This is a genomic window from Bacillus sp. SCT118 (assembly GCF_058566435.1).
The window spans coordinates 771023-793824 of record NZ_CP191225.1; the positions used below are offsets into that span (position 1 = coordinate 771023).

General features: G+C 43.1%; 25 protein-coding genes. 19 read left to right on the forward strand and 6 right to left on the reverse strand.

The annotated features are described in order from the left end of the window. The first annotated feature begins 37 nt into the window (after positions 1 to 37). Genes ACQVGT_RS03800 through ACQVGT_RS03835 form a run of 8 tightly spaced genes read left to right on the forward strand, consistent with a single transcriptional unit; the run spans position 38 to position 7695 of the window. A complete protein-coding gene (locus tag ACQVGT_RS03800; RefSeq protein ID WP_015483705.1) occupies positions 38 to 1168 on the forward strand; it encodes a DegT/DnrJ/EryC1/StrS family aminotransferase in 1131 nt (376 codons plus the stop codon). After that, on the forward strand, positions 1165 to 2094 hold the full coding sequence (locus ACQVGT_RS03805) for an NAD-dependent epimerase/dehydratase family protein (protein WP_015483704.1): 930 nt from the start codon (positions 1165 to 1167) through the stop codon (positions 2092 to 2094). Before ACQVGT_RS03800 ends, ACQVGT_RS03805 begins: the two co-directional genes overlap by 4 nt. Continuing rightward, positions 2060 to 3295, forward strand: a complete 1236-nt coding sequence (locus ACQVGT_RS03810) for an aminotransferase class V-fold PLP-dependent enzyme (protein WP_015384666.1) — start codon at positions 2060 to 2062, stop codon at positions 3293 to 3295. Before ACQVGT_RS03805 ends, ACQVGT_RS03810 begins: the two co-directional genes overlap by 35 nt. A gap of 16 nt (positions 3296 to 3311) precedes the next feature. Next, a complete protein-coding gene (locus ACQVGT_RS03815) occupies positions 3312 to 4193 on the forward strand; it encodes a GNAT family N-acetyltransferase (protein WP_015384665.1) in 882 nt (293 codons plus the stop codon). Continuing rightward, positions 4166 to 4924 (forward strand): WbqC family protein, encoded by a 759-nt coding sequence (locus tag ACQVGT_RS03820; protein ID WP_015384664.1) that lies wholly within the window; start codon positions 4166 to 4168, stop codon positions 4922 to 4924. The genes ACQVGT_RS03815 and ACQVGT_RS03820 overlap by 28 nt, the downstream gene beginning before the upstream one ends. Continuing rightward, positions 4887 to 5564 carry a PIG-L deacetylase family protein gene (locus ACQVGT_RS03825; RefSeq protein WP_015483702.1) on the forward strand — a complete coding sequence of 226 codons (678 nt, stop codon included), beginning with the start codon at positions 4887 to 4889 and terminating at the stop codon, positions 5562 to 5564. Before ACQVGT_RS03820 ends, ACQVGT_RS03825 begins: the two co-directional genes overlap by 38 nt. Positions 5565 to 5567: 3 nt before the next feature. Further along, a complete protein-coding gene (locus ACQVGT_RS03830; RefSeq protein ID WP_015384662.1) occupies positions 5568 to 6485 on the forward strand; it encodes a sugar phosphate isomerase/epimerase family protein in 918 nt (305 codons plus the stop codon). Continuing rightward, positions 6463 to 7695: an MFS transporter gene (locus ACQVGT_RS03835; RefSeq protein ID WP_015483701.1), complete on the forward strand. Its 1233-nt coding sequence runs from the start codon at positions 6463 to 6465 to the stop codon at positions 7693 to 7695. Before ACQVGT_RS03830 ends, ACQVGT_RS03835 begins: the two co-directional genes overlap by 23 nt. 45 nt (positions 7696 to 7740) lie before the next feature. On the opposite strand, the gene ACQVGT_RS03840 is transcribed toward ACQVGT_RS03835, so the two are convergent. Beyond that, positions 7741 to 8202 carry a GNAT family N-acetyltransferase gene (locus tag ACQVGT_RS03840; protein WP_015384661.1) on the reverse strand — a complete coding sequence of 154 codons (462 nt, stop codon included), beginning with the start codon at positions 8200 to 8202 and terminating at the stop codon, positions 7741 to 7743. Between the two features lie 125 nt (positions 8203 to 8327). Here ACQVGT_RS03840 and ACQVGT_RS03845 point away from each other — a divergent pair, with 125 nt between their 5' ends. After that, positions 8328 to 10145 (forward strand): zinc ribbon domain-containing protein, encoded by a 1818-nt coding sequence (locus tag ACQVGT_RS03845; RefSeq protein ID WP_015384660.1) that lies wholly within the window; start codon positions 8328 to 8330, stop codon positions 10143 to 10145. A 35-nt stretch (positions 10146 to 10180) separates the two neighbouring features. Here ACQVGT_RS03845 and ACQVGT_RS03850 read toward each other — a convergent pair whose 3' ends face one another. Beyond that, positions 10181 to 10879, reverse strand: coding sequence for a zinc ribbon domain-containing protein (locus ACQVGT_RS03850; RefSeq protein WP_015384659.1), 699 nt, complete (start codon positions 10877 to 10879; stop codon positions 10181 to 10183). Positions 10880 to 11009: 130 nt separating this feature from the next. Then, on the reverse strand, positions 11010 to 11624 hold the full coding sequence (locus ACQVGT_RS03855; protein ID WP_015384658.1) for a PH domain-containing protein: 615 nt from the start codon (positions 11622 to 11624) through the stop codon (positions 11010 to 11012). Between the two features lie 149 nt (positions 11625 to 11773). On the opposite strand from ACQVGT_RS03855, the gene ACQVGT_RS03860 reads away from it, so the two are divergent. Then, entirely contained in the window at positions 11774 to 12409 is a 636-nt protein-coding gene (locus ACQVGT_RS03860) for an NAAT family transporter (RefSeq protein ID WP_015384657.1), read from the forward strand. 17 nt (positions 12410 to 12426) lie between these two features. Here the strand turns inward: ACQVGT_RS03860 and opcR are convergent, their stop codons facing one another. Beyond that, positions 12427 to 12984 carry an opuC operon transcriptional regulator OpcR gene (gene opcR / locus ACQVGT_RS03865; RefSeq protein WP_003228345.1) on the reverse strand — a complete coding sequence of 186 codons (558 nt, stop codon included), beginning with the start codon at positions 12982 to 12984 and terminating at the stop codon, positions 12427 to 12429. A gap of 263 nt (positions 12985 to 13247) precedes the next feature. On the opposite strand from opcR, the gene opuCA reads away from it, so the two are divergent. The 4 genes from opuCA to opuCD are packed head-to-tail and all read left to right on the forward strand — an operon-like array spanning position 13248 to position 16689. Continuing rightward, a complete protein-coding gene (gene opuCA, locus ACQVGT_RS03870) occupies positions 13248 to 14390 on the forward strand; it encodes an osmoprotectant ABC transporter ATP-binding protein OpuCA (RefSeq protein WP_015483699.1) in 1143 nt (380 codons plus the stop codon). Positions 14391 to 14412: 22 nt separating this feature from the next. Continuing rightward, positions 14413 to 15066, forward strand: a complete 654-nt coding sequence (opuCB, locus tag ACQVGT_RS03875; protein ID WP_003228349.1) for a glycine betaine/carnitine/choline/choline sulfate ABC transporter permease OpuCB — start codon at positions 14413 to 14415, stop codon at positions 15064 to 15066. A gap of 19 nt (positions 15067 to 15085) precedes the next feature. Further along, positions 15086 to 15997 (forward strand): osmoprotectant ABC transporter substrate-binding lipoprotein OpuCC, encoded by a 912-nt coding sequence (gene opuCC, locus ACQVGT_RS03880; RefSeq protein WP_015384655.1) that lies wholly within the window; start codon positions 15086 to 15088, stop codon positions 15995 to 15997. Between the two features lie 17 nt (positions 15998 to 16014). Beyond that, positions 16015 to 16689 (forward strand): glycine betaine/carnitine/choline/choline sulfate ABC transporter permease OpuCD, encoded by a 675-nt coding sequence (opuCD, locus tag ACQVGT_RS03885; RefSeq protein ID WP_015483698.1) that lies wholly within the window; start codon positions 16015 to 16017, stop codon positions 16687 to 16689. Positions 16690 to 16720: 31 nt separating this feature from the next. On the opposite strand, the gene ACQVGT_RS03890 is transcribed toward opuCD, so the two are convergent. Continuing rightward, complete coding sequence (locus tag ACQVGT_RS03890) at positions 16721 to 17254, reverse strand: GbsR/MarR family transcriptional regulator (protein WP_014478002.1); 534 nt, start codon at positions 17252 to 17254, stop codon at positions 16721 to 16723. Between the two features lie 283 nt (positions 17255 to 17537). Here ACQVGT_RS03890 and opuBA point away from each other — a divergent pair, with 283 nt between their 5' ends. The 4 genes from opuBA to opuBD are packed head-to-tail and all read left to right on the forward strand — an operon-like array spanning position 17538 to position 20940. Next, entirely contained in the window at positions 17538 to 18683 is a 1146-nt protein-coding gene (gene opuBA, locus ACQVGT_RS03895; protein WP_014480909.1) for a choline ABC transporter ATP-binding protein OpuBA, read from the forward strand. A gap of 16 nt (positions 18684 to 18699) precedes the next feature. After that, positions 18700 to 19353, forward strand: a complete 654-nt coding sequence (gene opuBB / locus ACQVGT_RS03900; protein WP_003228370.1) for a choline ABC transporter permease OpuBB — start codon at positions 18700 to 18702, stop codon at positions 19351 to 19353. Positions 19354 to 19364: 11 nt separating this feature from the next. Then, positions 19365 to 20285 (forward strand): choline ABC transporter substrate-binding lipoprotein OpuBC, encoded by a 921-nt coding sequence (opuBC, locus tag ACQVGT_RS03905; RefSeq protein WP_015384652.1) that lies wholly within the window; start codon positions 19365 to 19367, stop codon positions 20283 to 20285. Between the two features lie 16 nt (positions 20286 to 20301). Further along, positions 20302 to 20940, forward strand: coding sequence for a choline ABC transporter permease OpuBD (opuBD, locus tag ACQVGT_RS03910; protein ID WP_015384651.1), 639 nt, complete (start codon positions 20302 to 20304; stop codon positions 20938 to 20940). Positions 20941 to 20978: 38 nt separating this feature from the next. On the opposite strand, the gene ACQVGT_RS03915 is transcribed toward opuBD, so the two are convergent. Continuing rightward, complete coding sequence (locus tag ACQVGT_RS03915; protein WP_015384650.1) at positions 20979 to 21983, reverse strand: S8 family serine peptidase; 1005 nt, start codon at positions 21981 to 21983, stop codon at positions 20979 to 20981. 100 nt (positions 21984 to 22083) lie between these two features. Here ACQVGT_RS03915 and ACQVGT_RS03920 point away from each other — a divergent pair, with 100 nt between their 5' ends. After that, positions 22084 to 22794, forward strand: a complete 711-nt coding sequence (locus ACQVGT_RS03920) for a hypothetical protein (RefSeq protein WP_015483697.1) — start codon at positions 22084 to 22086, stop codon at positions 22792 to 22794. The last annotated feature ends 8 nt before the right edge of the window (positions 22795 to 22802 follow it).

Consider the following 22802-nt stretch of genomic DNA (forward strand, 5'->3'; position numbering starts at 1 on the left):
CATTAGTAAACAATTTATCTCTTTTCACAGACCTGATATGACAAACGAAGAATTGGAAACTGTAGTTGAAACGATCAAGTCGGGGTGGATTTCAAAAGGCCCGAAGGTGATTGAATTTGAGAAAAAGCTTGGCGAATGTCTGGGAGCGGAGCACGTAATCAGCTGTAATTCAGGAACTGCTGCCTTACACATGGCTTTGCTTGCACTCGGTGTAGGAGAAGGAGATGAAGTCATTGTTCCAAGCTTCACGTTTTGTTCAAGTGTAAACGTCATTTTGCATGTAGGAGCAACCCCGGTGTTTGCCGACATTTGCGAGGATGATTTATGTATAGATCCGGAAGATGTGAGACAAAAGCTTTCACCGCGGACAAAAGCGGTCATTGCGGTCCATTTTGCAGGTTATCCGGCAAATTTGGATGAGCTTAGCAGCATATGCAAGGAAAATGGACTGTACTTGATTGAAGATGCCGCACACGCGCTTGGGACAAGGTATAACGAGAAGATGATCGGCACACATGGAGATGCCGTATGCTTCAGCTTTTATGCCACCAAAAATATAACGACGGGAGAAGGAGGAGCTCTTATTCTTAAGGATGAAGAGGCTGCCGAAAGAGCAAGACTGTATGGATGGCATGGCATTACAAAAAATGCTTGGAATCGATACGGTGAAAAGGGCAGCTGGCGATATGATGTTTTACTTCCCGGCTTTAAGTACAACATGACAGATATCCAGGCTGCTCTTGGGCTCATTCAATTGAAACGGGCTGCTGAAATCCAAGAAAAACGAACCAGAATCGCAAACTATTATGCGTCTGAGCTTATCAATCATCCAGAAAGAGCAGAACTTCCTTTAACAGACATCCCTAGCCATATCACACATTCCTGGCATTTGTTCATTCTGCGGGTGAAAAAACACGAAGAAATGGACCGAGACCAGTTTATTGAAGAGATGAAAGCGAAACATATTGGGTTGAGTGTCCACTTTATCCCTGTGCATATGCATCCCTACTATAGAGAGCATTTTCCTGCAAAGCTGCCGGTAACTGAACGCATCTTTCCTGAAATTGTATCACTGCCTCTTTATAGCCAATTATCGAAGGAAGATTGTCAATACATCGTTCAATCAATTAAAGATGTTTTATCTTTAAGCCAGGAGGTCGGACAATGAAACACATTGCTATCTTAGGCGGAGCAGGTTTTATAGGAAGTGAATTAGCGGGGTTATTACAGAAGAAAGGCTATCATACGATCATCGCTGATCAAAAAAAGCCGGATTTTCAGGCAGAATTCCGCCAAACCAATATTTTAGACCGTCAATCGCTTCGGGAATCATTAAAAGGAGCAGATGCTGTCGTTCATTTAGCGGCAATGGTCGGAGTAGACAGCTGCCGCAGCAATGAAGAGGACGTAATCAAGGTGAATTTTGAAGGAACGAAAAACGTAACGGAGGTATGCAAGGAGCTGGGGATCAAGACCCTTCTTTTTTCCTCCAGCTCAGAAGTGTTCGGAGATTCGCCAGATTATCCATATACGGAATCAAGCCATAAGCTCCCTAAATCCGCTTATGGAAAAGCAAAATTAAAGTCAGAGGAATATTTGAAGGAGCAGGCATCAGCCTCACTGCATGTCAGAGTTGTCCGATACTTTAATGTGTACGGCCCGAAGCAGCGTCAGGACTTTGTCATAAACAAGTTCTTCAGTTTGGCCGAAGCTGGCGCGGAGCTTCCTCTTTACGGAGACGGCGGCCAAATCAGATGCTTCAGCTACATTAGTGATATCGTGAACGGAACATACCTGGCGCTGCTGTACAAAGGGAGTGCCTATGAAGATTTCAACATAGGAAACGATCTGCCAATCACTATAAAAGGACTGGCAGAGAAAATCAACGTGATGACTGGCAGGGAGAAAGAGCATTATACATTTAAAAAGCTGGGCGAGGATGGTGTCCGGGGGAAAGACATTGAAATTTTCAAACGTGCTCCTTCGATCGAGAAGGCAAAGCGTCTGCTTGGATATGCTCCTAAAATTAACCTAGATGAAGGCCTGAGGCTGATTAAAATTGAAAGACAAAAACAAAAACTTCCATTATCCTGAAAACCCCAAACAGATCAAGTTTCCGATTTATCCGGGGCAGCTTTCAGGCAGAAGTTTTTTCACCTACTTAATCTCAGCTAAAAGAACAACGTTGGCAGAAAAATTGGAAAAACGCTATGGAAAGAGCATCGAATTGACTTCGAGTGGAAGCGCAGCGTTGGTGCTTGCATTGACATTTTCCGGAGCGGGGCCTGGAAAAGAAGTGATTTTTTCATCATTCAGCTGTCCAAACGTAATTGACGCTGTGCTTCAAACCGGAGCTTCCCCAGTGTTTGCCAATCTGGATAATGATTTGTCCCTATCCTTTGAAGATGTGAAAAACAAAGTGACCGAGAGGACATGCGCTGTCATTTTGACACACGTTTACGGCCGGCAGGAAAACATGAAACTTATCGAGTGGGCGAAAGAAAAGCGTATTCGTGTCATTGACGATGCCGCTCAGGCCATGTTTACAAAACAAGACGGAACCTTTGCAGGCGGTTTGGGGGATTTCGGCATCTTGAGCTTTGGACCGTCAAAGCCCCTCGGCAGTATAGGAGGAGGAGCGTTAATCGCCCGAAAAGAAGTTCTGGACAAAAACGGCAGGCTGCCGATGGAACAGCGAAAGCAAGTTAATGCTGATTATGATGCTTATATGAGACAGCAGCGAATACAGGCTTTAATGAGATCTAGGACTCTATCCTTCTTATTCAGAAAAACGGGTGTTCAGACCTCTATGAAAACGAGCAAGCTTGAAGTCCTTCCGAAAAAACCTGCTACTGTCCCTTTATTGCGAATGCATCCGGTGAGGCAAGCCATTATCGAATACCAGCTGTCAAAGATGGAGCGGCTGGTGAGAGACTCATCTAGAAATTTGGAGACGGCAAAATACATTTTTGCACGGGCAGAAGAGTTATACGGGATCAAGATGATTCAGCCGCAGGAGGGAGAAAGCCTGAACTATTTGACAATCGTCTTCCCTCATGAAGGGGAAAGGTACGACTGCTCTGTTTATTTAGCGGCAAAAGGGATTCAAACCTGCTGGAACTACCTTCCGCTGCACGTTATTCCGCTGTATCAGCCTTATTCACGGCAAGAGGATGAACATTCTCTGTGGAAAAGGGTTCTTTCACTGCCGTTCAAACCGCCTCTTGGTACAGAGCAGGTGAAGTATATTGCTGAAACCGTTTTAGCGTATGCAGAGCAAAAGAATAAGAAATGAATGTTGGTGATATATCGTGCAAAAAACAGCAAATTTGGTAACTCGTCAAGCATGGGATCGAGCCGCTGGCATTTTTCAGACTGGATTGTTTCAAAGCTATGATTGGGGGAAGCTCATGGAGGAGCTCCCCAATACCTCGTTTCACCCTGTTAAGCTGACATCGGACGGCGGACAAGTGATATATGTTCCGGTGTTTGAGCAGAATGGCTTGCTCAGCGGGAATATGATAGGATACGGCGGCGTCATTTCAGACCGTCCGATTTCATTTGAATGGCTGCAAAGCGAAATCAAGGCTTTATTTGGACAGAAATTATCGCGGCTCCTGCTTCCGCATGGCCAAACTTCTTTTATCGAAGAAACGGGAGAACATTGGGCAGAAAAAGACACACACATATTGCCGCTTCCCGATACATTTGAAGAGCTATGGACAAACTGTTCAGGAAAAGCCCGGACTGCCGTCAGATATGCGGAAAAGAAAAATGTGTCCGTCCGCCTAATTGGACAGGAATCGATTCATGAATTTTACGAATTGTATAAGGCGCATACAGCAGCTATCGGTGCAGCCTATATGCTGAGTCAGGATTTTTTTCAAAAGCTGCTAGAAAGCCTTGGAAGGCAAGTCTTTTGGGTAGGGGCATTTCTTGAGACTGACATGATCAGCAGCAGTATTTTTCTATATGACCATTCCCATTTCTATTATTGGCAGAATGTAAACAGCCCTGCCGGAAAAGAAACGCAGGCCTCTTATTTGCTGATGCGGAACGCTTTATCATTCGCCATCGGCAAGAAACTGCAATGGGTTGATTTTGGATATTCCCACAGTAAAGAAATTGCCAGACCGAAACGATATTGGGGAGCTGAAGAGAAACGATGTCGACATTTCACAGAAACGGAGTAAAAGTGGTAAGCGGCCATCAGTCCAGTTATCTCCCCTGGTATGGTTTTTTTGAAAAAATCCATAAATCAGATGTATTTGCCATTCACGATACAGCCCAGTTTGAGAAAAAGGGATTTCTCAATCGGAACAGAATCAAAACTTCCCAAGGCCCCATGTGGCTGACTGTTCCTTTGCAGATGAAAAATTATAAGGATATCGAGCTTCGTGATATGAAAATCGACCAAGAGCAGGACTGGCGGAAGAAACACTGGATGGCGATTAAAATGAATTATGCGAAGGCTCCCTATTTCGAGGAATATCAAATGTTTTTTAAAGATGTCTATCAGCGGGAATGGGAGTACCTTCATGATTTAAATATGTTCATCATTGATTTTTTTCTGCGGGAACTTCGCATATCGACCCCAATTTGCTATGTGTCGGAGCTCGAATGCCGGAATGAAAAAAAGAGTGATTTTGTGCTCGCGCTTTGTAAGGAACTTGGGGCTGATCACTATTATTCAGGCAGCCAAGGATCAGACTATTTAATAGAAAGTGATTTTGATAGAAGCGGAATTACAATCGAATACCAGCAAATCAGGACCATCCATTATCCGCAGTTGTTCGGAGAGCACATTCCTCATCTCTCTATGCTTGATATGCTTATGAACTGCGGCGCGGATATTTGCGAGACGTTAATCAAAGGGGGGCAATATGATGAAAGTAATGGTATTTGCGGCGCACCCGGACGATGAAATTATCGGCGTCGGCGGAGCATTGGCGAAACATGTCCGTCAAGGAGACAGTGTGTCGGCTGTCATTATGGCTGAAGGAAAATCGTCTAGAAAAGAAGACTATGAAAAACCTTGTGATTCGATCATGCAGCATTCCTATAGTGAAACGGAACAAGCGCTTAGCACGCTCGGCATAAGCGATTTTGTCAGGTTAAACCTTCCTGATAACAGGCTGGATTCAATGGATTTGCTGGATGTCGTAAAAGAGGCAGAAAAACAAATTGAACGGTTTCAGCCCGATATCGTATATACACAATACGGCGGTGACATTAATATTGACCATGCTGTTGTATTCAGAGCGGTGATGACGGCAACCCGCCCGCTTCCAGGTCATTCCGTAAAACAGGTTCTGGCATATGAGACCTTATCCTCGACAGAGTGGAACTACTTGAAGAAGGATCAATTCCATGCGAATTTCTTCATTAATATAGAAGAAGAGCTTGAATTGAAGCTGAAGGCCATGGCGTGCTATGATTCGGAGCTGAGGGATTTCCCGCATCCGCGCTCCTTGCAAGCGATAGAAAATAACGCATACGTATGGGGAGCTAAATCGGGTTTTTCTGCAGCAGAAGCATTTATGCTTGTGAGAGGAACGTGGTGACGGATGATTGCGCAAATACCGTTTTTCGGGTTAGACCCGAAGCAAATTGATAAAAAGTGGGTCGAAGCAGGATACGGTCTTGAAGCCAACATCTTCGACGGAAAGTCGTTTGAAGAAACCGATTATGTGAAAACCTTCAAGCGGACACTTGATTACACAAAACAGCTTGAGCCGTCATTATTGACACTTCATTTTCCCACCGACAATGCGGATTATGTTCACGAAGCGCATATAAAGGACCGTCTGCTGCATTTTGCAGAGCTTGCGGATATGTACGGCGCTAAGGGCATAACTGTTCATGCCAATCAATTTATGTCGGTTGAAGAATTTCAAAGCTATGACTTAGAAGGAAATCGCAGAAAAGTCATTGAATTTTTTGCGGCGTTTGATGATGAGCTGAAAGGGACGGATATATGGATTGGAGTCGAAAATCTGCCGATTATCGGGAATCTGGGCGAAGACTTTGACCCGATTTTTATTTATCCTGAGGATTTTGAGGAGCTGGTTCAGCTCGGTTTAAAACATGTCGGCATTACATGGGATCTGTGTCATTGGGCCATTACCTATCAGACACATCTGTCATCATCACTTATGTTCAGGGATGAAAAGCTGAGATACCCTGATTTTTTTCAGTTTCTTTCCTTAAAGGACAGCATTAAACATTATCATTTCAGTTCGTTTCGCCAGCTAGCCTTCCCGCATGGTGATGTCCGCTGTTTTGAAGGGCGTCATCCCGCTGAAGGAACGATTAATGAACCATTGCTCAGACAAGCGGCGGAGATGTTAAAGGAGATACACCGCGGGGATGGCACGGGTATCGTATTTGAAGTGATGGAAGAGGACTATACACAAAGAAAAGAATCATGGAGAACATTAGAATGGTTCGGCGGTGCTTCTGATGAAGAAAAAAAGCGGACGTAATTCGGCATATCGAACACCAAATTATGCAAAGCTTTGGTCTGCACAAGTATTTTCTTCCGCGGCGGATGGCGTCTGGCTCATCGCGCTTCCGCTTCTAGTGCTCGATTTGACCGGAAGCAAAATATTAGTCGGGGTGATTTCTTTTATCGAGCTCGTTCCATTGACATTCGGAATGTTTACCGGACCTTTAATTGATTCAATACGAAAAAAATCCATATTGTATGTGTGTAATACTGGAAGAGCAGTCATTATGATTCTCTTGGCAGTCCTTAGTGCGAACGGTTTGTTAACTGTATGGATCATTGGTGTATGCGCATTTTGTTTATCGCTGCAATCGATGCTCTTTTCCCCGGCGAAAGTGGCGCTTATTCCGCTGCTTGTCCCTCAGAAACATCTCGATCAGGCGACTTCATTAATTAACACTAGCGAACTTATTGGTCTGATCGTCGGAAAGCTGATTAGCGGCGTTTTGATTGCGGCGATTCCGTTTGGGCTTCTGTTTCTCATAAATGGGACGGCATTTTTCGTATCCGCTGCATTGATTGCCCTTATTCACATTTCAGAATCTGCCGGCCTAAAAAGCAAAGGGGCAGAAGCCCTTAAGACAGGCTACAGAATGCTGAAGGGCAACTCATCTTGGATGACTGCTGTCGGTTATTTTTTTATCGTAAATCTTGTCATTGCCGGGTTTATTTCTGTAATGGGGCCGATTCTTGCAGTGGAACGTTTTCATGAGAACTATTCCGTATGGTTCGCTATCATGTATTCAATGTTTCAGGGCGGTATGCTCTTAGGGAATCTTGCTGTATTTTTCAAGTGGAATACGAAGCGGCTAGAACGGCTTTATCCCAGAACTTTAACAGCGGTAGGGCTGCTCATTATGTTTTTGTTTTTTCCGCTTAGCGGGCTGGAATGTGCCATTTTTTTGGTGCTGGGCGTCATCATCTCCTATATTGATGTGCAAACGGTTCTGTATTTTCAAAAGACGGTTCCGACTGAATACTTCGGAAGAATATTCGCGCTTATTTTTTCTATTGTAAAGATGGGAGAACCTCTTTCAGCAGCTGTTTACACAGTGCTTCTTGTGTTTATGGACGCTGATTATATTTTTCTGGCTGTCGGTCTGACTCTCGTCCTGACTTTTTTTATATTGTCAGTGAGGCAAGGAATGCAGCGGGATACCGGAAAAAAAGCGAATCAGTTTTTTTAATTTCTATATAAAGGAGCTGCCGATGATCATGCGGCAGCTCTTTTATTAAAGATCCAAATAAAGCCTTACCATATCGCGGCATTGAATCCCGTTTTCAAAAATGTCCTCATCATAATGTCTGACAAAGAAATCGTGGTCGATCGCCTGAAGGCGGAATCCGCATTTTTGATAGAGAGAAAGCTGATGAATGCTGGAATTCCCCGTGCCGATTTCAATCGTGTCCGCCCCCAGCTCCTTCGCTTTTTCGATGGCGTCAAGTACAAGCTGTTTGCCAAAGCCCTTCTTCTGAAGAGATTCTTTTACCGCAATATTTACAATTTCAACTGTTTGCGGCCTTGTTTTTAGCAATACATAAACACCTGCAAGCTCATCACCGGCCCAAGCTGTGTAACATTCTCCCCTCTCAAGATATTCATCTACAATGTCTTTCGATGGATCGGCGAGCAGCAATAGATCATATAATTCGTCATTTGTTTCTTTTCCTAATTCAATCCTGAGCTTTTGCATATTCGTACCACCTTTTTAGTCTGATAGACATTTAATTTTTTCATTCGTTCCCAATTTCATTCTGTTTTATTATAAAATATGAAAAGCAGTAAATGTTATCAAATTAGTAGAATAGGAGGAAAGTCATGTTTTTTTGTAAGAATTGCGGCTCCCAGAATAATGAAGGAGCCAAGTTTTGTAAACAATGCGGCACCCCGATCGGAGGGGGCAGCAAACAGGCAAATCAAGAAACAGCTAGCACTGCAGAAACAAGGCAGGTTCCGCGAAAACCGATCCGAAAGAAAACCATCATTTTATGGAGCAGCATTGCCGCAGCGTGCGTTATATTATTCGCCGCATATAAAACCGGAGCGTATTTTACTTCAAAGGATAGGTTAGTAGACAAGTTTGAACAGGCCGTAAATGATGAGGATAAGGGCCAAATCGCGACTCTGCTTACACCGGTAAATGACAATCTTAAACTCACTAAAAATAATGTAAAACCGTTTCTTACATATTTGAAGGATCATCCAGACAAAAAAGATGAACTTTTTGCATCGCTCCGTGAGGAAACAGCCCAGAAGGATATCGTATACGCAGAAAAAGACGGAAAAAGCCTGCTGGTATTTGACCATTACGACTTAAAGGTAGCACCTGTTTATTTTGAAGTGACCAGCAATTATAAAAATACCGATTTATATGTCAATAAAGAGGAAGCCGGATCTGTAAAGAAAGCAGATCAAGCACAAACCCTCGGTCCGTACATTCCCGGCGAATATACAGTCTCAGCCAAACTGAAAAACGATGTCGTTGACCTTGTGAAAAAGGAAGACATTCAGGCGGTTGGCGATAACAGCTTTCGTGTTGATCTCTCATTGGAAGCAGACGATGTGACATTCAGCTTAGCGGATGACATCAAGAGCGGGAAGGGAGATTTGCTGATTAACGGCAAGTCGATTCATAAAGACCCATTCAAATCCGTAACATACGGTCCGCTGCTGACAGATGGATCAATGACAGCTTCAGTCGAGGCAGAATTTCCGTGGGGAAAAACAAAAACTGCCGGCGTTCCGATCGATGATAAAGAAATGGAGTTAACGTTAATTCCTGATCAAGATACACAGGAACAGATTATGAACACAATTGTCAAAACAACAAAACAATACTCCAAAGCTCTATCTGATGGGAATACAGCCCAGATGACAGAGGCAAGTGCCAATTGGAAGGCGGAGACGAAGGACACCGTCGATTCTATGAAAAGTGCGGATTCATACTTAAAAGATAGATACTTGGAAACTGATTTTGACCTGGACACATTTGCCCTCTCTCAGAAAAACGACGGAACGTGGCAGGTATCGGTAACAGGAAAAGAACTTCACCAGTCTTCTTCGTATAACGACTATACAAAATCTGAAATGACTGACGACAGTCCGAGTTATGAATATCTTCTTTCATATGATAAAAAACAGAAAAAATGGATTTTCGAAGATGCAGAATCAACATTCGAATCTGCAGGCACAAATATAAAGAAAATCAAAAATGATAAACCAGAGACATACACTTCCGCCTGGGCTGGCTCGAAAAACAAAGGCAGTGAAAGCTCTGCAAGCGGCAATGTTACAGATGAACAAGTGACATTATTTATGGGCAGTTATCTGCAAAGTCAGGCAGATGCCGTGAATCAAAATAATTTCTCACTGATGGAAGACAGCCTTGAAAAAGGCAGTTCCCTTTATTCCGACCAGCAGCATCTCGTGTCGAAATTAAATAAAGAGGGGACAACAGAAGACTTTAATAACTATGAAGTGAAAAGCTGGAGCCAAAATGGGTCGGCTGTCACGATTAAGACGTATGAAGAATTCTATATCACAAAATCAGGCGGCAGTCCAAAGCTCAGAACATATAACTGGACCTACACCGGCGTAGTGAAGAACGGAAGAATTTACTTAACGTCTATTCAATAAAACAACCCCATCACCAGCAGGTGATGGGGTTGTTTTTAAAAGAGCATATAACGGAAAATTTCTTTGACATAGTGTTCGATAATAAGCTGAAATGTAACGCAGATGATCAGATAAATCACAATCGTTGAGTAAATGACATCAATTTTCCCTTTATATGAATGCTGGTAACTGCTCAGCATCGCAGGAGGAATGGCGAAGAATGCACCGATTAAACCAACGGCTAATATGGTAAAGCAAATGTCTGTATGTAATAAAAAGAAGAAAAGGGCAAGAATCAAAATAGCCGTAAACGGTATGAGAAACGCTCCGAATCTTGAGAATGAATCCTTGAAAGATACTTGGTTTCCCGCGATTTTCAGGGCGAAAAAGATGAATGCATGCAGGCCAAATAGAAATAAAATAAAATAAATGGTTGGCTCTAAGAAGATTGCTGTAAAGCTTACGCTTCCGGGACCGTCTGAAAAAAGAATATAAAACATCAAAGGGGTCAGCAAACTGAAAAGAACCATCGTAATGATTGCGCTGATCAGCTGTTCTCCGCCTGTTGTTTTACATTCCTGAAAAGGGCGTTTCAGGACGGATAAGACAAATGAACCGAACTGTTTTGCTGCTTGCTTTGCAGCGGCTCCGGTTTGAGCTGGATGCTGGTGGCCTGATTGACCGGGGAGCGGTGATCCGCATTTCTCACAAAAATTTCCGCCATCTGTTTGATGGCCGCATTGAGGACAATACATAAAATAACTCCTTTACATGTAATATAGGGAAAATAGACTAATAGTTTTATTATAAAAGAAAAAAGTTGTAAAGTAATCAATATTCATACAAAAAAAGACACGTGCCTGATAGCAGCTGTGTCTTTTTTATCTAGTTGTTAATATATTTCTCAAATACATCCCCAAAATCCTTAAAATGATACTGCGAACGAACGGATGTCAGCCAAGTGAATCCGAATTCGGTCAGCTCTTTATATTGCGTTTCAATATTGACGTGCTCAGGGCGGGTATGGTGAAGAATCGTCACTGCTTTATCTAAGCTTTGCTCCGCTTGATTGATTAAAATGTCATTTTCATAGGTTGTTTCAGCGATGCGAAGCAGGGCTTTATAAAGGTCTTTTAACTTTTCAATCTGGTCTTTGTGGACATCAATGTCGAATTGTTCACCACCCAGCTTGAACTTAATTTCAACATCCAAATCCACTTTTCCGGCAGTTTCAAGAAAAACGTCAGAGATTTTATATTGCGAATAAGGATAGCGTTTCAACGTACGTTTTGAGGAAGTGGCGCGTTCGCCGTCTACATGGATCAGGGCCAGGTTCGTAAAGCAATACTCGTCTGCTTTTGTTTTAATCAAGAAATAAATTTTCTCATTATCTTCATGCATGACATAATCATCTGCGTCTGTTTTGTCATAGTCCTGAGGTTCGATAATTTTTCCGATATCAGATAAGCCCAAGGCATCTGCCGCAATTTTTTTGAACATCTGTATACGTCCTTCCTATTCAATTTGTCACTTCATTGTAGCATGGCGCGTTTCTGACAGGCTATAAAGGTTTACCGGGAAATCGCCTCCGGGTAAAAGGGTGGAGAATAATTCTATTTCCTGTGCAGAGACTATCAACAAGGAGGTATATGATGTTCTCATTCATCGTTCACGTCTTTATTTCTTTATTCGCAGTATCGAATCCGATCGGAAACGTGCCGATATTTCTGACGCTGACAGAAGGCTATACTGCAGCGGAAAGAAAAGCGATTGCCCGGAAGGCAGCTACTTTATCCTTTTTTATTCTCGCGGCTTTTTTGGTTTTCGGCCATCTTATCTTTAAACTGTTTGATATCAACATTCACGCGCTCCGAGTGGCGGGCGGCATATTCATTTTCGGCATTGCCTATAATCTATTGAATGCGAAAGAATCACACGTGCAATCTCTTCACCATGATGAACATAAGGAAAGCAAGGAAAAAGCGGATATATCAGTCACACCTTTATCCATTCCGATCATTGCTGGGCCTGGAACGATTGCAACAGTGATGAGCCTTTCCGCCGGTCATAGCGGCATTGGTCATTATGTGGCTGTCATGATCGGCATAGCCGCCGTTATTGCCCTGACCTTTCTCTTTTTCCACTATTCTGCTTTTATCAGCAGCAAACTCGGAAAAACCGAGATGAATGTGATTACCAGACTGATGGGATTAATCTTAGCCGTGGTTGCGGTCGGGATGATTGGTGCCGGGCTGAAAGGCATGTTTCCGGTCTTAACCTCATGATGCAAAAAGCAGCTCTCTTATTTTAGAGAGCTGCTTTCTTTTGTTTTCGGCACATACCGAAAGACTTCCTCACTCTCAAAAAATTCAATCAACCTGCTCAGCCAATCATAGTAATGAAGCCATTCTTTTAATTCATTCAGCAGCTGATTGACTTTCTCTTCCGCTTCCGGGGTAAGCCCGTCCCTTTGTAAAAGATCACTCAGCTCCCGGTTTAATTTTTTATACAGCACTTTGTTTTTGCTCACGACCTTTGTCCAATTCGCCGCGAATAAAGAAATGAAGGTTTGATAATAATCCTGCTCGACGTCATAAAGGTCTTTTCGTACGCCTTTTTCAAACACCTTTTCGGCGATATTGGCATCGATCATTTCCCGGACAACCTGGCTCATCCGTGTTTTGCTCATGCCCGTTGCCTCAGAGAGCTCGCTTAAGGTCATTGGTTTTCGATTCATATAAATAATTCCGAGCACACGTCCGACAGTTGAAGGCATTCCAAACGTATGCATATTTTCGGCAATCTTCTCAATGAGATGCTCTTCAGCATGTTCAATGATGTCGAGAGCGGTTTTTTTCACAGCTGATCATCCCTTCAAATGGCAATTGATGGTGTCAATATATCATATTTCTTCCTGGTGTTGAAAATAGCTGAATGCAGAGGAAGTGGGAGGTATCCGGCGTAATTGTAAGAACACCCTTTCCGTCTCGGTCATAACAATAAATAATCTATAAATAACATATAATTTCAACACATTGTAAACTTTTTATTTTACAAAGTTCAAACTATAATAAGGATTATACTTTTCAGAAAATTTAAAGGAAACCTGCGGAGGTGCACGGATTGCTGAAATTGGAACAAGTGTCAAAAGTATATAAAGGCGGCAAAAAAGCTGTGAACAGCATTGATTTAGATATTGCCAAAGGTGAATTTATCTGTTTTATCGGCCCGAGCGGCTGTGGAAAAACGACGACGATGAAGATGATCAACAGGCTGATAGAACCATCGTCTGGAAGGATCTTTATCGACGGAGAAAATATTATGGAACAGGACCCGGTTGAGCTGAGGAGAAAAATCGGCTATGTAATTCAGCAGATTGGTTTGTTCCCCCATATGACCATCCAGCAGAACATCTCACTCGTACCAAAGCTGCTGAAATGGCCTGAGGAAAAACGGAAAGAACGGGCGCGCGAGCTGTTAAAGCTTGTGGATATGGGCCCAGAGTATTTAGACCGTTATCCGCATGAGCTCAGCGGCGGACAGCAGCAGAGAATCGGCGTGCTGCGCGCACTGGCAGCGGAACCCCCTCTCATTTTAATGGATGAACCGTTCGGAGCGCTTGATCCGATTACGCGTGATTCCCTTCAGGAAGAATTCAAAAAACTGCAGAGAACCTTAAACAAAACGATTGTGTTTGTAACCCACGATATGGATGAAGCGATTAAGCTTGCTGACAGGATTGTGATATTAAAAGCGGGAGAAATCGTTCAAGTCGGCACACCTGATGAGATTCTTCGAAACCCGGCAAATGAGTTTGTTGAAGAATTTATCGGGAAAGAGCGCCTGATTCAGTCAAGACCGGATATCGAGCGGGTAGAGCAAATGATGAACAGAACGCCGGTGACGGTATCTGCGGACAAAACGCTTTCTCAGGCGATTCAGCTGATGAGAGAAAAACGTGTTGACTCGCTGCTCGTTGTGGACCGGCAAAACGTGCTGAAGGACTATGTTGATGTGGAAATGATTGATCAAAACCGCAAAAAAGCGAGCATCGTTGGCGACGTATACCGTTCAGATATATATACCGTTCAAAAAGGGGCGCTTCTTCGCGATACAGTCCGAAAAATTTTGAAGCAGGGGATCAAGTATGTTCCGGTGGTCGATGAACAGAACCATTTAGCAGGGATTGTGACAAGAGCGAGCCTCGTTGATATCGTATACGATTCCATTTGGGGCGACGAGGAAAATCAGCTCATGACGATCTGACCAGGGGAGGAGCTCTTTTAAGATGAATCAAATGATGACTTTTTTGCAAACGAACGGCGGAGAGCTGCTGTATAAAACAGGAGAGCATTTATATATTTCACTCATAGCCGTTGTATTGGGCATTATCGTTGCAGTGCCGCTTGGCGTTGCTCTCACCAGAATGAAAAAAGGCGCAGGTGCGGTTATCGGTTTCGTAAACATTGTGCAAACCCTGCCGAGTCTGGCGATTTTAGCCTTTTTTATTCCGCTTCTCGGCGTAGGAAAAGTGCCTGCGATTGTCGCTTTATTTTTCTATTCGGTGCTGCCGATCCTGCGCAATACGTATACCGGCATTAAAGGTGTAAATAAAAACCTGCTGGAATCGGGGAAAGGGATTGGCATGACCGGCTGGGAGCAGATTCGGCTCGTTGAAATCCCGCTGGCGATTCCCATCATCATGGCGGGGATCCGCACATCAACGATCTACCTAATTGGCTGGGCGACACTTGCGTCGTTTATCGGGGGAGGCGGCCTCGGGGACTATATTTTTATCGGCCTGAACCTATACCAGCCTGAATATATCATTGGCGGTGCCGTGCCTGTCACAATTCTGGCAATTATTATTGATTATGTCCTGGCCGTGACAGAACGAAAGGTGACGCCGAAAGGCTTGCAAGGGATGAAGGAAGTTTCGTAAGGAGTTGGCACTGTTGAAAATGACAAAAATCAAATGGCTTGGCGCGTTTGCTCTCGTCTTTGTCATGCTGCTAGGCGGCTGCTCTCTGCCGGGTCTCGGCGGCGCTTCTGACGACACGATCAAAATCGGGGCGCAGAGCATGACAGAATCAGAAATTGTAGCGAATATGATCGCGCAGCTTATTGAACACGATACAGATTTGAATACCGCTTTAGTGAAAAACCTCGGCTCAAACTATGTTCAGCACCAAGCGATGCTGGGCGGTGACATTGATATTTCAGCCACGCGCTATTCCGGAACAGATTTAACAAGCACCCTCGGCAAGGAAGCGGAGAAAGATCCGAAAAAAGCGCTGAACATTGTGCAGAATGAGTTTCAAAAGCGCTTTTCTTATAAATGGTTTGATTCCTACGGCTTTGATAACACATATGCCTTCACCGTAACAAAAAAATTTGCGGAAAAGGAGCATATTAACACCGTGTCCGACCTGAAAAAAAATGCCTCCCAATATAAATTAGGCGTCGACAATGCTTGGCTGAAACGAAAAGGCGACGGGTATAAAGGCTTTGTCAGCACATATGGCTTTGAATTCGGCACAACTTATCCAATGCAGATCGGGCTTGTCTATGACGCAGTCAAAAACGGGAAAATGGACGCCGTTCTGGCTTATTCAACGGATGGACGGATTAAAGCCTATGACTTGAAAATCTTAAAAGATGATAAGCGTTTCTTTCCGCCGTATGACTGTTCACCGGTGATTCCGGAAAAGGTGCTTAAGGCGCATCCGGAGCTTGAGGGTGTGATCAATAAGCTGATTGGGCAAATCGACACGGAAACGATGCAGGAACTTAATTATGAAGTGGATGGCAAGCTGAAGGAGCCGTCTGTCGTAGCAAAGGAATTTTTAGAGAAACATCATTATTTTGACTAAGAAAAGAGGTGGATCATATGGAAGTACTACAGCAGCTTGGCACATACTATTCGCAAAACGGCGGTTATGTGCTGCAGGAGTTTTGCCGCCATTTTCTGATGTCGGTGTACGGCGTTTTATTTGCCGCCATTGTTGGAATTCCGCTCGGCATCCTGATAGCCAGATACAGAAGATTAAGCGGATGGGTTTTTGCGGTCACGAACGTCATTCAGACCATCCCGGCTCTCGCCATGCTCGCCGTGCTGATGCTTGTCATGGGGCTGGGCGCTAATACGGTGATATTGTCATTATTTCTGTATTCTCTTCTGCCGATTATCAGAAATACGTATACTGGGATTATCAGTATTGAGCACGCCTATCTTGAATCCGGAAAAGCAATGGGGATGACAAAATTTCAAGTGCTGCGGATGGTCGAGCTTCCGCTTGCGCTTTCGGTCATAATGGCCGGCCTGCGCACCGCGCTTGTCATTGCCATCGGCATTACGGCCATCGGGACATTTGTCGGTGCTGGCGGTCTCGGGGATATCATCGTCAGGGGATCAAACGCCACAAACGGAACCGCAATTATATTAGCGGGAGCGATCCCCACAGCTCTGATGGCGGTGATTGCCGATTTGGTCATGGGTTGGCTTGAACGAGCGTTAAGCCCGATTAAAAAGAGAAAGAAGAAAAACTTGGCAGGTGCCGCATAAGAAAAAACGCCTTGTAATGACAGGGCGTTTTTTACGGCTTTGGCACATATTTAAAAATTTCTTCGCTCTCAAAAAACTCAATCAAACGGCTGAGCCAATTATAATAATCAAGCCATTCCTTTAATTCTTTCAGCAGTTCATTCACTTTTTCTTCCGCTTCAGGAGTAAGCTCTTCATCCAACACGCTGAGCAGCTCCCGATTGAGTTTTTTATGCATCATTTTGTTTTTGCTGACGACTTTGCTCCAGGTGGCTGAAAACAGCGTGATAAATGTTTGATAGTAGTCCTGCTCAACCTCATATAAATCTTTTCGGACGCCTTTTTCGAACACCTTCTCGGCAATGTTGGCATCAAGCATTTCCCGCACTACCTGGCTCATGCGTGTTTTACTCATGCCGGTGGCCTCAGATAATTCCGTAAGCGTCATCGGTTTTCGATTCATATAAATAATGCCCAGCACACGTCCGACGGTAGAGGGCATTCCAAATGCATGCATGTTTTCCGCGATTCTTTCTATAAAATGGTCCTCGGCTTGTTCAATGATCGTTAACGGATCTTTCTCCAACGGTTTCATCCTTTCAGCTAACAATTCCGATGTCAATATACCACATTTTTGATACGGCGAAAATGCTGTCAAAAGAGAATTTGGCAGGAAATTGGAGCAATAAGGAGATCAACACACGTCAATGCGGGTAAATCAGCGTTTACACATACTTTATAAATAATATGAACAAATTGTAAACTTTTTATTTTATAAACTTTATTCTATAATGGGAAGCATTCAATTGTCTGAAAAATTAAATTTAAACTGAACAAATTGAATAAACTTAATTTTGGAGGTGCGATGTTTGCTGACATTAGAAAATGTCTCGAAAACATACAAGGGCGGCAAAAAAGCCGTGAACAACGTAAATCTTAAGATTGCAAAAGGCGAATTTATCTGCTTTATCGGGCCGAGCGGCTGCGGAAAAACGACAACAATGAAAATGATTAACCGATTAATTGAGCCTTCCGCCGGGAAGATTTTCATTGACGGCGAAAACATCATGGACCAGGATCCTGTAGAGCTCAGGCGCAAAATTGGCTATGTGATTCAGCAGATCGGCCTGTTTCCCCATATGACCATTCAGCAGAATATCTCACTAGTCCCAAAACTGCTGAAATGGCCGGAGCAGCAGCGGAAAGAGCGGGCGCGTGAGCTTTTAAAATTGGTCGATATGGGGCCTGAATATGTAGACCGTTACCCTCATGAATTAAGCGGGGGACAGCAGCAGCGAATTGGTGTATTACGGGCACTTGCCGCGGAGCCGCCGCTTATCTTAATGGATGAACCGTTTGGGGCACTCGACCCGATTACGAGGGATTCCCTCCAGGAAGAATTTAAAAAACTGCAAAAAACCTTACATAAAACCATCGTATTTGTTACCCATGATATGGATGAAGCGATTAAGCTGGCAGACCGGATTGTGATTTTAAAAGCGGGAGAAATCGTTCAAGTTGGAACGCCCGATGACATTTTAAGAAATCCGGCAGACGAATTTGTTGAGGAATTTATCGGCAAGGAGCGGCTGATTCAATCATCCAGCCCGGATGTTGAACGGGTTGACCAGATTATGAACACACAGCCTGTAACGATCACCGCGGATAAAACGCTTTCTGAGGCCATTCAGCTGATGAGGCAGGAACGGGTCGATTCATTGCTGGTCGTCGATGACGAGCACGTTCTGCAAGGCTATGTCGATGTTGAAATCATTGATCAATGCCGGAAAAAGGCCAATCTCATAGGTGAGGTTTTACATGAAGATATATACACAGTACTGGGCGGCACACTGCTGCGCGACACGGTCCGCAAAATTTTAAAACGGGGTGTCAAATATGTTCCCGTTGTGGATGAAGACCGACGCCTGATCGGAATTGTGACGAGGGCAAGTCTGGTCGACATCGTGTATGACTCCCTCTGGGGAGAAGAAAAGCAGCTCGCAGCATTGTCATAGGGAGGGGCGATAAGTCATGCATCATATTGTTCAATTTTTGCAAACCAATGGGGGCGAGCTTCTTTATAAAACATACGAGCATATTACGATATCGCTCATTGCTGTGATCTTAGGCGTGCTGGTTGCCGTCCCCCTCGGGGTTGTGCTTACCAGAATGAAAAAAGGAGCCGGCACCATTATCGGCATTGTCAATATCATTCAGACGCTGCCGAGTCTGGCCATCCTCGCTTTTTTTATCCCGCTCCTTGGTGTAGGAAAGGTTCCGGCCATTGTGGCTTTGTTTTTCTATTCCGTATTGCCGATTCTTCGCAACACGTATACCGGCATTCGCGGCGTCAACAAAAATCTGCTCGAGTCTGGCAAAGGCATCGGAATGACGCCGGCTGAACAAGTCCGCTTGGTGGAGCTGCCGCTTGCCGCGCCAGTGATCATGGCGGGAATCAGAACATCGACGATTTACTTAATCGGCTGGGCCACGCTTGCTTCCTTTATCGGAGGCGGCGGATTGGGTGATTACATTTTTATCGGACTGAATTTATATCAGCCGGAATATATCATCGGGGGCGCGGTACCTGTCACGATATTGGCAATTGTGATTGATTATGTGCTGGCAGTTGCTGAACGAAAACTGACACCTGCCGGCATGCAGAGATTGAAGGAATTGTCATAAGGAGGCGGCTCATGAAAAGAAAATATCTCAAATTAATGATAGGTTTAGCACTTGCGGCAACGCTGACGCTGAGCGGCTGTTCGCTTCCTGGTCTCAGCGCTGCTGCAGACCAGACCATTAAAATCGGCGCGCAAAGCATGAGCGAATCAGAAATCATCGCCAGCATGCTTGGCCAGTTGATCGAACACCATACTGATCTCAAAACAACAACGATTAAAAATCTTGGCTCCAACGCGGTGCAGCAGCAGGCTTTAATAAATGGTGAAATCGACATTGCGGCCACAAGATATACGGGAGACGCGCTGACAGGCACGCTGAGAATGCAACCTGAAAAAGATCCGGACAAAGCGCTGGCGCTTACTCAGCGGGAGTTTAAAAAAAGATATGATTTAAAGTGGTATGACTCCTACGGGTTTGATAATACATATGCCTTTACAGTCAGCAAGGAGCTGGCCGACCAATACCATTTAGAGACCGTATCAGACGTTAAAAAATGGGCGCCGCAATTAAAGCTGGGCGTTGATAACTATTGGATGAAGCTCAAAGGAAACGGCTATCAGGATTTTACGAAAACCTACGGCATGACATTCGGCGGCACGTATCCAATGCAGATCGGCCTTGTGTACGACGCGGTGAAAAGCGGAAAAATGGACATTGTGCTTGCGTATTCAACCGATGGAAGAATCAAGTCCTATGGTCTCAAAATGCTAAAGGATGATAAACAATTTTTCCCGCCGTACGACTGCTCTCCTGTTGTTCCGGAAAAGGTGCTCAAAGAACATCCTGAGCTTGAAGGCATCATCAAGAAAATGCTCGGAAAAATCGACACAGCCACGATGCAGGAGCTTAACTATGAAGTCGACGGCAATCTCAAAGAACCGTCTGTCGTTGCCAAGGAATATTTAGAAAAACATCACTACTTCGAATCGTGAAAGGGGGAAGAGGTCAATGAACGTGTTTGAACAGTTAATGATGTATTACACGCAGAATGGCAGTTACGTCATGGATGAATTCGGCCGCCACTTTCTCATGTCGGCTTACGGCGTATTGTTTGCCGCTGTCGTCGGGGTTCCGGTCGGAATCCTCATCGCGCATTTTCGCCGTTTGTCAGCCTGGGTGTTTGCAGTAACAAACGTTATTCAAACAATCCCGGCGCTCGCTATGCTGGCCGTCTTAATGCTTGTTATGGGGCTCGGCGCAAATACCGTGATTCTATCATTATTTCTGTATTCCCTGCTGCCGATTATTCGAAACACGTACACAGGCATTATCAGTATTGAGCATGCCTACTTAGAATCGGGAAAAGCAATGGGCATGACGAAATTCCAAGTGCTCAGAATGGTTGAGCTCCCGCTCGCACTTTCTGTCATTATGGCGGGCCTTCGCACGGCTCTCGTCATTGCCATTGGAATTACAGCGATCGGCACATTTGTCGGTGCCGGAGGCCTTGGGGACATGATCGTCCGCGGCTCAAACGCGACAAACGGAACTGCGATTATTCTAGCCGGCGCGATCCCGACTGCGGTGATGGCGGTAGGAGCTGATTTGCTTATGGCTTGGCTGGAGCGGACCTTGAAAGTGATATAGTAACTAGAGAAAGATAAAACATATGTAGAATTACAAAATTATATCTTCTTAATGTTAGGAGATATAATTTTTTTAACTAAAAATAGGAACAATAAGAAAATAGTTATGATACCAAAGATACAAAAAGTGATTTTTATTAATTCAGCATTATGTCTACGTTTAATTGCTTCTTCTAAGTCAAATATTCCGTAACCATATTCAAATCTTGATCCTTTGGAGTAGGCTGATTTTTTCACAGTGTTAATAATATCTTCATTAGTAATATTAAAATCTTCAAATTGAAATAGAAGAGCTAGTGCCCCACTTACATATGCATTAGAAACTGAAGTTCCGCTTGTTTTATAATAGTCACTATTAATTGAATAACTTTTTAAATTTTCTCCAGGGGCCATTATAGTTATTCCCTGCCCTTTACTTGAAGAAAATAAACGGTCATCATGTGAGTTTAATGCTCCCACTCCTATAACTTCATTAAATTTAGCTGGGTATGAAACAGTGTCTAGATTTGATATACCTTTATTGCCTACAGAAGAAGTAAGTATTATGCCTTTATTATAGGCTTTTTTTATGGCAGCATGAAGTTCTTTAGAATAAGAATCTCCACCTAAACTCATGGATATGATATCAACGTCATTTTTTATACTCCATTCAATCCCTTTTGTAATATTTGTATAATTCCCTTTAAGTTCTTTATTTAACACTTTAACAATGTATAGTTTTGCTTTCGGAGCAATGGCGTTAATTATACCGGTGTTATAAGTTCCATGTCCATTTAAGTCATTAACTGTGGTATTAGGCTCATTTACAAAAGATACGCTTTCTTCTATAGGAAGGAAATTCATTTTAGTGCTAATTCCTGAATCTAAAATCGCTATAGATACCCCTTCCCCATCTAACTTATACTTGTTTTTAATTTTTTGGATATCTTTAAATTGTTGTGATATATCATTAGAAGCTGCATTTAAGTTGTTACATGGGAATAAGGTGATAAAAATTATCATAAGCAAAAAGAATAAATAATTCGTGATATTAGGTCTTAACATTTATATCTCCTTTAATTATGAAAATTAACCAAAAAATAGTTGAAGGAAAAATTCAATGTGGTAATATATGCTTATCAATATATTATCTTAGGAGGAAGAAATGAACAAGAATGTAATTAAAAAAAGTAGAAAGTTAGTTTTTCTATTAACAGCATTTGTTATGTTTTTTACTGCTACAGGTACGGTTTTTGCTGAGCAAATCAATGATCAGAGCTTTAAAGACGTTACTGATTTAGAAAACAATACAACTTTATCAGATGAAGAATTGCTAAATCTAGACGTTTCGGATATGATTGATGATAAAAAAGTGGTAAACTATGTTGCAGATACCGAAAAAGAGATTACTGAACTAGAAGTCAAAAATACTGAATCGTTTTTAGAAAAGACAATCGATGAAAAAGATATCAAAATTGATGATGAAACGTTTGCTTACATAGATGAAATTAACCCTGAAATAGATACTAGTGTCATAGATCAAATGGATCAAGAAATAGATGAACAACAAAGTTCAGAAAAGGTAGAAGGTCAATGGTTAGGCCCAGCTGTCAGAGTATTAATAGCAATGTCTTCATCTATGTTTAAAAAATATGGTTTTAAATTTATAAAGGTTTCTTACCATTTAGGATTAAGAATGTATCAAAGAGGAATTTCACCTACCAATGTGTTTATGGCAGTAAAAAAGGGTAAAAAATATTATGATCCTAAATATAAATCAACCGTATATTACTATAAAGGTGTTGCAGTCGCGAGAAAAGGTAATACTTTAACTACTACTTATAAATCTGCGAAGCCTAAAAAACGTTGGAGATAGGGTGGTAT

What these genes read in the sequence shown, in the direction of transcription:
- ACQVGT_RS03800 (WP_015483705.1), top strand. Translation starts at nt 38, where the DNA reads ATGACAAACGAAGAATTGGAAACTGTAGTTGAAACGATCAAGTCGGGG.
- ACQVGT_RS03805 (WP_015483704.1), top strand. Translation starts at nt 1,165, where the DNA reads ATGAAACACATTGCTATCTTAGGCGGAGCAGGTTTTATAGGAAGTGAA.
- ACQVGT_RS03820 (WP_015384664.1), top strand. Translation starts at nt 4,166, where the DNA reads ATGTCGACATTTCACAGAAACGGAGTAAAAGTGGTAAGCGGCCATCAG.
- ACQVGT_RS03825 (WP_015483702.1), top strand. Translation starts at nt 4,887, where the DNA reads ATGAAAGTAATGGTATTTGCGGCGCACCCGGACGATGAAATTATCGGC.
- ACQVGT_RS03830 (WP_015384662.1), top strand. Translation starts at nt 5,568, where the DNA reads ATGATTGCGCAAATACCGTTTTTCGGGTTAGACCCGAAGCAAATTGAT.
- ACQVGT_RS03835 (WP_015483701.1), top strand. Translation starts at nt 6,463, where the DNA reads ATGAAGAAAAAAAGCGGACGTAATTCGGCATATCGAACACCAAATTAT.
- ACQVGT_RS03840 (WP_015384661.1), bottom strand. Translation starts at nt 8,202, where the DNA reads ATGCAAAAGCTCAGGATTGAATTAGGAAAAGAAACAAATGACGAATTA.
- ACQVGT_RS03845 (WP_015384660.1), top strand. Translation starts at nt 8,328, where the DNA reads ATGTTTTTTTGTAAGAATTGCGGCTCCCAGAATAATGAAGGAGCCAAG.
- ACQVGT_RS03850 (WP_015384659.1), bottom strand. Translation starts at nt 10,879, where the DNA reads ATGTATTGTCCTCAATGCGGCCATCAAACAGATGGCGGAAATTTTTGT.
- ACQVGT_RS03855 (WP_015384658.1), bottom strand. Translation starts at nt 11,624, where the DNA reads ATGTTCAAAAAAATTGCGGCAGATGCCTTGGGCTTATCTGATATCGGA.
- ACQVGT_RS03860 (WP_015384657.1), top strand. Translation starts at nt 11,774, where the DNA reads ATGATGTTCTCATTCATCGTTCACGTCTTTATTTCTTTATTCGCAGTA.
- opuCB (WP_003228349.1), top strand. Translation starts at nt 14,413, where the DNA reads ATGAATCAAATGATGACTTTTTTGCAAACGAACGGCGGAGAGCTGCTG.
- opuCC (WP_015384655.1), top strand. Translation starts at nt 15,086, where the DNA reads ATGACAAAAATCAAATGGCTTGGCGCGTTTGCTCTCGTCTTTGTCATG.
- opuCD (WP_015483698.1), top strand. Translation starts at nt 16,015, where the DNA reads ATGGAAGTACTACAGCAGCTTGGCACATACTATTCGCAAAACGGCGGT.
- opuBB (WP_003228370.1), top strand. Translation starts at nt 18,700, where the DNA reads ATGCATCATATTGTTCAATTTTTGCAAACCAATGGGGGCGAGCTTCTT.
- opuBC (WP_015384652.1), top strand. Translation starts at nt 19,365, where the DNA reads ATGAAAAGAAAATATCTCAAATTAATGATAGGTTTAGCACTTGCGGCA.
- opuBD (WP_015384651.1), top strand. Translation starts at nt 20,302, where the DNA reads ATGAACGTGTTTGAACAGTTAATGATGTATTACACGCAGAATGGCAGT.
- ACQVGT_RS03915 (WP_015384650.1), bottom strand. Translation starts at nt 21,983, where the DNA reads ATGTTAAGACCTAATATCACGAATTATTTATTCTTTTTGCTTATGATA.
- ACQVGT_RS03920 (WP_015483697.1), top strand. Translation starts at nt 22,084, where the DNA reads ATGAACAAGAATGTAATTAAAAAAAGTAGAAAGTTAGTTTTTCTATTA.